This is a genomic window from Arthrobacter sp. (genome assembly GCF_031179985.1).
Lineage (GTDB): Bacteria > Actinomycetota > Actinomycetes > Actinomycetales > Micrococcaceae > Arthrobacter.
In genome coordinates this window covers 71345-78149 of the sequence record NZ_JAPSHJ010000019.1, presented here as the reverse complement: position 1 = coordinate 78149, position 6805 = coordinate 71345, and the positions used below count along the sequence as shown (strand labels likewise).

The window sequence follows — 6805 nt, the reverse complement described above, 5'->3', positions numbered from 1 at the left end:
GAGCCTTCTCGTTGGTCAGGATGCGCTTCTTCTGGGACTTGATATTAGCCACGTGTGAACTCTCTTTTTAATGCGGAAATGGTCTAGAGGGCTTTCAGATTGGCCATTGACTGAGCGGCGTGGGGATGCCTATGGCGGCCAACCATCAGTGGCCGTCGACCTGCACGGACACACAGCTATAAATATTAGCAGATTGGCCGAACCTGTGGCGATTCCTGGACTAGTTCCAGCCGTGTCGCGCCTTCAGGGCGTCAGCCACCAGAACGAAACTGCCGGCGTCGATGATGGCGCCCTCGCGGCGGATGTCCTGCGGGTTGATCTGCAGAATGCGGTCTAGCCTTGCTTCGCTGGGCCGCCATTGCCGATCCCAGCTCCCGAGGCCAAGGTCAACGTAGTCGCCGCTCCGGCGATGGTCCTTTCCATGGTCCTTGGTGGTGAGCATAACGCCCAGAAGATAGCGCCCATGGCTTCCAACCAGCAGCACCGGGCGGTCTTTTCCCTGCGAGTGATCCTCTTCAAACGGGACCCAGGTCCAGATCACTTCCCCTGGATCCGGGTTGCCGTCGGGCGAGGGGGAGTACCGTAAGTCGGCTGTGCCGGTGAAGTCGCCCCGGTAAGGAGTCGAAAGTCCGGAGGACGGGTTGGCCGTGCGTTTTGCAGCGGAAGGCTTCACAGGCCCTGCCGCTCCCCGCCGGCGATCCGTCCTCGCGGGAGCAGCCCCCTGCGGTCCCTTTACCCGAGTGGGCGATTCCCCACGCAGCCCTTCCAAGAGCCGTAGGGATGAACGGACGATTGCGCCTATTGAGCGGAAGTTCAGGGCCATGGAGAAAACCATACCTTCGCTGCGTCACGGGCGCGGCCGCTTTTTCGGCGTCGTGAGACGGGCCGGTCAATCGTTCCCGGATAGGATGCACCGCCCGACCGCCGAACGTGGGAGACTATAAATTCAGAGAAGTGGCAGGCGGCCGGACAAATTGCAGCCGCCATGCTCCCTGGAAGCCATCAGCATCACCAACAGAAGCCAACAGTAAGGACCCTGCGTGTCTCCCATGGCCCGCACCGCACCGGTGCCTGCCGCGACAGATCCGGCCATCATCCGGAACTTCTGCATTATTGCGCACATTGACCACGGTAAATCCACCCTGGCCGACCGCATGCTGCAGTACACCGGCGTCGTTAAGTCCCGCGACATGAAGGCCCAGTATCTGGACCGCATGGACATCGAGCGTGAGCGCGGCATCACCATCAAGTCCCAGGCTGTGCGCATGCCATGGGAACTCGACGGCACGAGCTACGCCCTGAACATGATCGACACCCCCGGCCACGTCGACTTCACCTACGAGGTCTCCCGCTCGCTGGCCGCCTGCGAAGGCGCGGTTCTGCTGGTGGACGCAGCCCAGGGCATTGAGGCCCAGACGCTCGCCAACCTGTACTTGGCGATGGAGAACAACCTCACCATCATCCCGGTCCTCAACAAGATCGACCTTCCCGCGGCCCAGCCCGAGAAGTACGCGGCGGAGCTCGCCAGCCTGATCGGCGGCGACCCCGACGATGTGCTGCGGGTATCCGGCAAGACCGGCGCCGGCGTCGAGGTCCTTCTGGACAAGATCGTGCGCGACCTGCCCGCTCCGGTGGGCGACCCCAATGCCCCTGCCCGTGCCATGATCTTCGACTCCGTGTACGACACCTACCGCGGCGTGGTCACCTACGTCCGCGTTGTTGACGGCATGCTGCACCCGCGAGAGCGGATCCAGATGATGTCCACCCGCGCCACGCACGAACTCCTCGAAATCGGCGTGAGCTCCCCGGAACCCACGCCTTCCAAGGGCCTGGGCGTCGGCGAAGTGGGCTACCTGATTACCGGTGTGAAGGACGTCCGCCAGTCCAAGGTGGGCGACACCGTCACCAACCTGGCCAAGCCTGCCGCGCAGTCCCTACCCGGCTATGCGGATGCCAAGCCGATGGTCTTCTCCGGCCTCTATCCGCTGGACGGCACCGACTACCCGGTGCTCCGCGATGCTCTGGAGAAGCTGATGCTCAACGACGCCGCCCTGATCTACGAGCCGGAAACTTCGGCCGCGCTGGGCTTCGGCTTCCGCGTCGGCTTCCTGGGTCTGCTGCACCTGGAAATCACCCGTGAGCGGCTCGAACGCGAGTACAATCTGGATCTGATCTCCACAGCACCCAACGTGGAGTACGAGGTGACACTGGAGGACAAGAAGGTTGTCCACGTCACCAACCCCAGTGAATACCCCACCGGCAAGGTCGCCGAGGTTCGGGAGCCGATGGTCTCCGCCACCATCCTGGCGCCCAATGACTTTGTCGGAGCCATCATGGAACTGTGCCAGAGCCGCCGCGGCATCATGGGCGGCATGGACTATCTGTCCGAGGACCGGGTGGAAATCCGGTACCGCCTGCCGCTGGCCGAAATCGTCTTCGACTTCTTCGACATCCTGAAGTCCAAGACCCGCGGCTACGGCTCACTTGACTGGAAAGCGGACGGCGACCAGGTTGCCGACCTCGTGAAGGTCGATATCATGCTCCAAGGCGAACAGGTGGATGCCTTTAGCGCCATCACCCACCGGGACAAGGCCTACGCCTACGGTGTGATGATGACCGGCAAGCTGCGCGAGCTCATTCCCCGCCAGCAGTTCGAGGTTCCTATCCAGGCCGCCATCGGATCCCGGATCATCGCCCGCGAAAGCATCCGCGCCATCCGCAAGGACGTCCTCGCCAAATGCTACGGCGGCGATATTTCCCGTAAGCGCAAACTTCTGGAAAAGCAGAAGGAAGGCAAGAAGCGCATGAAGATGGTGGGCCGCGTTGAGGTTCCCCAGGAAGCCTTCATCGCCGCGCTCACCACGGACGAATCCAAGGACAAGGCCAAAAAGTAGTGATGACCGTGGCCGGAACCTCCGGAGGCCGCAGGAATGCCTAGCGTTCTACCCCTTGGTGACCCCGCGCCGTCGGACGGTCTGCTTCCAGCGCAGGCTGCCGACGGCGCTGGCGGGCGCGGATTCGGGCTGTACGTCCACATCCCCTTCTGTGCGGTGCGCTGCGGGTACTGCGACTTCAACACGTACACGGCCACCGAACTCGGCGGCGGGGCGTCCCAGGACGCCTATGCCTCCACGGCCATCGCCGAGGTGGAGTTTGCCGCCAACGCCTTGAAAGCCAGCGGACTGCCGGACCGCCGGATGAGCACTGTCTTTTTCGGCGGCGGCACGCCCACGCTGCTGCCCGCCGAGGACCTTGCCCGCATCCTCACTGCAGCGATCAGCGAATGGGGACTGGATCCCGGCGCCGAAGTCACCACCGAAGCCAACCCGGATTCCGTCACGCCGGAGTCCCTCCAACTGCTGGCGGATGCCGGTTTCACCCGCGTTTCCTTCGGGATGCAGTCGGCAGTGCCGCATGTCCTCAAGGTCCTCGACCGCACCCACACGCCCAGCAGGGTCCCGCAGGTGGTGCAATGGGCACGGGACGCTGGCCTCGCGGTCAGCCTTGACCTCATTTACGGAACGCCGGGGGAGTCCCTTGAAGACTGGCGGTACTCCCTGGAGACAGCCCTGTCCTACGGCCCCGACCACATCAGCGCCTATGCGCTGATCGTGGAGGACGGCACCAAACTGGCCGCGCAGATCCGCCGTGGCGAAGTCCCTGGAATCGACGACGACGACCATGCCGACAAGTACGAACTCGCGGACGAACTCATCAGTGCTGCCGGCCTCGGCTGGTATGAAGTCAGCAACTGGTCGCGAACGCCGGAGCAGGCCTGCCGGCACAACCTGGCCTACTGGCGTGGTGATGACTGGTGGGGGATCGGACCAGGCGCCCACTCACACGTCGGCGGTGTGCGTTGGTGGAACGTGAAGCACCCCACCGCCTATGCCGCTCGCCTCTCATCAGGCGCGTCGCCGGCGGCGGGACGCGAAACCCTGGACGCCGGCACACGGAGCATGGAACGCATCATGCTGGAAGCCAGGCTGTCCTCAGGCCTGGACATCGAAGCGTTGGATGCGTCCGGGCGCCACGCTGTTGCCGGTCTGATTGCCGACAAACTAGTGGACGCAGCAGCCGCCTTCCAAGGGCGACTCAGTCTGACGCTTAAGGGCAGGTTGCTTGCCGACGCCGTGGTTCGACGGGTCCTGCCGGACTAACTGACCGATCCGGACGTGGCTCGCCGATGCCGCTCGGGCGAGCTACTTGATCCAGCGCAGATTGAACGGGTAGCGGTGCGGTTGGCCGCGGTTGACATGAATTCCCGCGGCTACGGCGAAGCACGTCAAGGCGATCCAGATCCCGGTGGCGAGCACGGCGAAGAGGTTGCCGACCACGGGAAGCATCACCAGGATGTTCGCGATGACTGCGGCAATGGTGGGGGGGAGCGTGAAGTTCAGGGCTTCCTTGGATTCCTGCGCCGTAAAGGGACCCCGCTCTTTGAAGATCAGGTAGATCAGCAGTGCGGGAACGCACCCGAGGATGCCGCCGAAGTGAGCCAGTGTTGCCCATTGACGGTCCTCGCTGGCGGTCAAGGGCAACGCGTTGGCTGGAACACCATGGTACTGGGACTGACCTTGGCCGGCATGGTCGTCCCTGTGTTCACGTGCGTCTTCTGCCACGGTTACGTCCTTTGGATTGCAGTGGTGCGTTGGTGCCTGGAATAGCAGGGGAGGCTTGCAGGAAGCCACCGCCGTTCCAAGAATACTGGTTTCCGGCCGGCTTCGCGGGGCAGCCCCGCGCGCCGGTTGTTATGGAGCCGTCAGAAAATCGATGACCTCTTCCACACGGCCCAACAGGGATGCTTCAAGATCGGCATAGGTCCGTACTGCTCCGAGGAGTTTCTGCCACCCGAGGCCGATGTCTTCCTTGCTTGAGTGGGGCCAGCCGAAGGCGGCCAGAATACCTGTCTTCCAGTCCATTCCCCGGGGGATGGCGGGCCACTGCTCGATCCCGAGGACGCTTGGCCTGATCGCCTGCCAGACGTCAACGTAGGGATGTCCCACAATAAGCACGTTCCCTGCCGCCCCGGGGGACGACATTACCGATTGCGCGATCCGGGACTCCTTGGAGCCCTCAATCAGGTGGTCCACCAGCACCCCGAGACGCCGGTCGGGTCCAGGCTGGAATGCCGCCACTGCCCCTGAGAGGTCATCAATGCCGTGGAGTGGTTCGACGACGATGCCCTCGATCCTGAGATCGTCACCCCAAACCTTCTCTACGAGTTCCGCGTCGTGCTTTCCTTCGACCCAGATGCGGCTTGCTTTCGCGACCTGCGCACGATGGCCCTCCACGCGCACCGAGCCGGAGGCTGTCCGTTGGGGACCGGCGGCAGCAGCAGTTTTGCGGGGCGCCGGCGGAAGGAGGCGGATGGGTTGACCGTCCAGCAGGAAACCGAAGCCCAGCCGGAAGGACCGTGACTTTCCCCGCCGGTCCTCGAGGGCCACAACATGCATGCCGCCGGACTTTTCGACTCTTGTCACGGCGCCTACCCACCCTGACTGGACGTCCTCAAGGACCATTCCGCGTTCCACCGGAACGCCGGGGAGTTCACGTTTGGCGGGGGCAGTGATGTCCTGCGGGCCCCAGTCCTGGTAAGTCATCGCCACTCTGCTTTTCAGTCGGAATCCGCTCGTGGCCTCTGGAATCTGCACGTGCCGGTTCACTGCCGGAGTTTCGCCCGGAGCGGTACCAATGCTAACAACGCGTTGAGTCATATTAGACTGGTTAGCACTGAGGCATGTCGAGTGCTAACTGCCGCACAGCAGATCGGAGGTGGACAGTGAGTGAACCACGCAAACTTGAAGTGCTGCGTGCCATCGTGGAGGACTACGTCCATTCACGTGAACCGGTGGGCTCAAAAGCCCTCGTGGAACGGCACCATCTGGGTGTGTCCAGTGCGACCATCCGTAACGACATGGCTGCATTGGAAGATGAAGGCTTGATCACCGCACCCCACACGAGCGCCGGCCGCATACCCACAGACAAGGGTTATCGGCTGTTCGTGGACCAGATTTCTGCCGTCAAGCCTCTCTCACAGGCAGAACGGCGGGCCATCCAGTCTCTTTTGGAGGGATCTGACGACCTCGACGACGTCCTGGAGCGCACCGTCCGTCTGCTGTCCCAGCTGACCAACCAGGTCGCCGTCGTGCAGTACCCCCACCTGAGCCGGGCGCTGGTGCGCCACATCGAATTTGTCCTGTTGGCGCCGCGCCAGGTCCTGATCGTACTGATTGCTGATACCGGGAAAGTGGACCAAAGGGTTATAGATGTTGGGCAGGATCTGGGCGACGACGCCTTGGCTGCCCTGCGGACCCGTTTCCTCATGGGCCTGTCCGGTACACCCCTGAGCCAGCTGCCCCACGTTCTCCCCAGCGTGGTTGCCTCCTGTGAGCCGTCCCGCCGCAACGTTGCGCAGGCACTGGCCCGCGGATTGGAAGGACTTGCCCACAGCAGCCGCGAAGAACGTATGGTCATGGCAGGCACAGCCAACCTTGCCAGATCCAACGTCGATTTTCCCCTGAGTATCGGCCCCGTTCTGGAGGCACTTGAGGAGCAGGTGGTGATGTTGCGGCTGCTGAGCGAGATGGCCCAGGATCCCCGTGGAGTTACCGTGAGCATCGGCCGCGAAAACCCGTACGACGGCCTGGCTGAGGCCTCCGTGGTGGCCACTGGCTACGGGCCGGACTCCAGTTCCAAGATCGGCGTTCTCGGCCCGACACGAATGGATTACCCCACCAGCATGGCCGCGGTCAGAGCAGTCGCCCGCTACCTTTCCAGGATCCTTGGCCCTGGCGGCTGATCG

The 6805-nt window shown here is 63.2% G+C and carries 6 protein-coding genes; 3 read left to right on the top strand and 3 right to left on the bottom strand.

All coding sequences use genetic code 11. The features are described 5' to 3' along the window. Nucleotides 1-220: 220 nt before the first annotated feature. Entirely contained in the window at nucleotides 221-673 is a 453-nt protein-coding gene (locus RIN13_RS11080; protein ID WP_309107388.1) for a type II toxin-antitoxin system PemK/MazF family toxin, read from the bottom strand. 367 nt (nucleotides 674-1040) lie between these two features. Between RIN13_RS11080 and lepA the strand changes: the two genes are divergently transcribed. Further along, nucleotides 1041-2894: a translation elongation factor 4 gene (lepA, locus tag RIN13_RS11075; protein WP_309107387.1), complete on the top strand. Its 1854-nt coding sequence runs from the start codon at nucleotides 1041-1043 to the stop codon at nucleotides 2892-2894. A 36-nt stretch (nucleotides 2895-2930) separates the two neighbouring features. Then, on the top strand, nucleotides 2931-4160 hold the full coding sequence (gene hemW / locus RIN13_RS11070; RefSeq protein ID WP_309107386.1) for a radical SAM family heme chaperone HemW: 1230 nt from the start codon (nucleotides 2931-2933) through the stop codon (nucleotides 4158-4160). Between the two features lie 42 nt (nucleotides 4161-4202). Here hemW and RIN13_RS11065 read toward each other — a convergent pair whose 3' ends face one another. Together RIN13_RS11065 and RIN13_RS11060 are read right to left on the bottom strand one after the other, a co-directional pair. Further along, nucleotides 4203-4622, bottom strand: coding sequence for a DUF4870 domain-containing protein (locus RIN13_RS11065; protein WP_309107385.1), 420 nt, complete (start codon nucleotides 4620-4622; stop codon nucleotides 4203-4205). A 129-nt stretch (nucleotides 4623-4751) separates the two neighbouring features. After that, nucleotides 4752-5603 carry a DUF3097 domain-containing protein gene (locus RIN13_RS11060; protein WP_309107384.1) on the bottom strand — a complete coding sequence of 284 codons (852 nt, stop codon included), beginning with the start codon at nucleotides 5601-5603 and terminating at the stop codon, nucleotides 4752-4754. A gap of 179 nt (nucleotides 5604-5782) precedes the next feature. On the opposite strand from RIN13_RS11060, the gene hrcA reads away from it, so the two are divergent. Beyond that, entirely contained in the window at nucleotides 5783-6802 is a 1020-nt protein-coding gene (gene hrcA, locus RIN13_RS11055; RefSeq protein WP_309107383.1) for a heat-inducible transcriptional repressor HrcA, read from the top strand. Nucleotides 6803-6805 lie beyond the last annotated feature (3 nt).

Bases quoted from the DNA above. Each gene is read 5' to 3' on its own strand.
- hemW (WP_309107386.1), top strand. From the start codon at position 2,931: ATGCCTAGCGTTCTACCCCTTGGTGACCCCGCGCCGTCGGACGGTCTG.
- RIN13_RS11060 (WP_309107384.1), bottom strand. From the start codon at position 5,603: ATGACTTACCAGGACTGGGGCCCGCAGGACATCACTGCCCCCGCCAAA.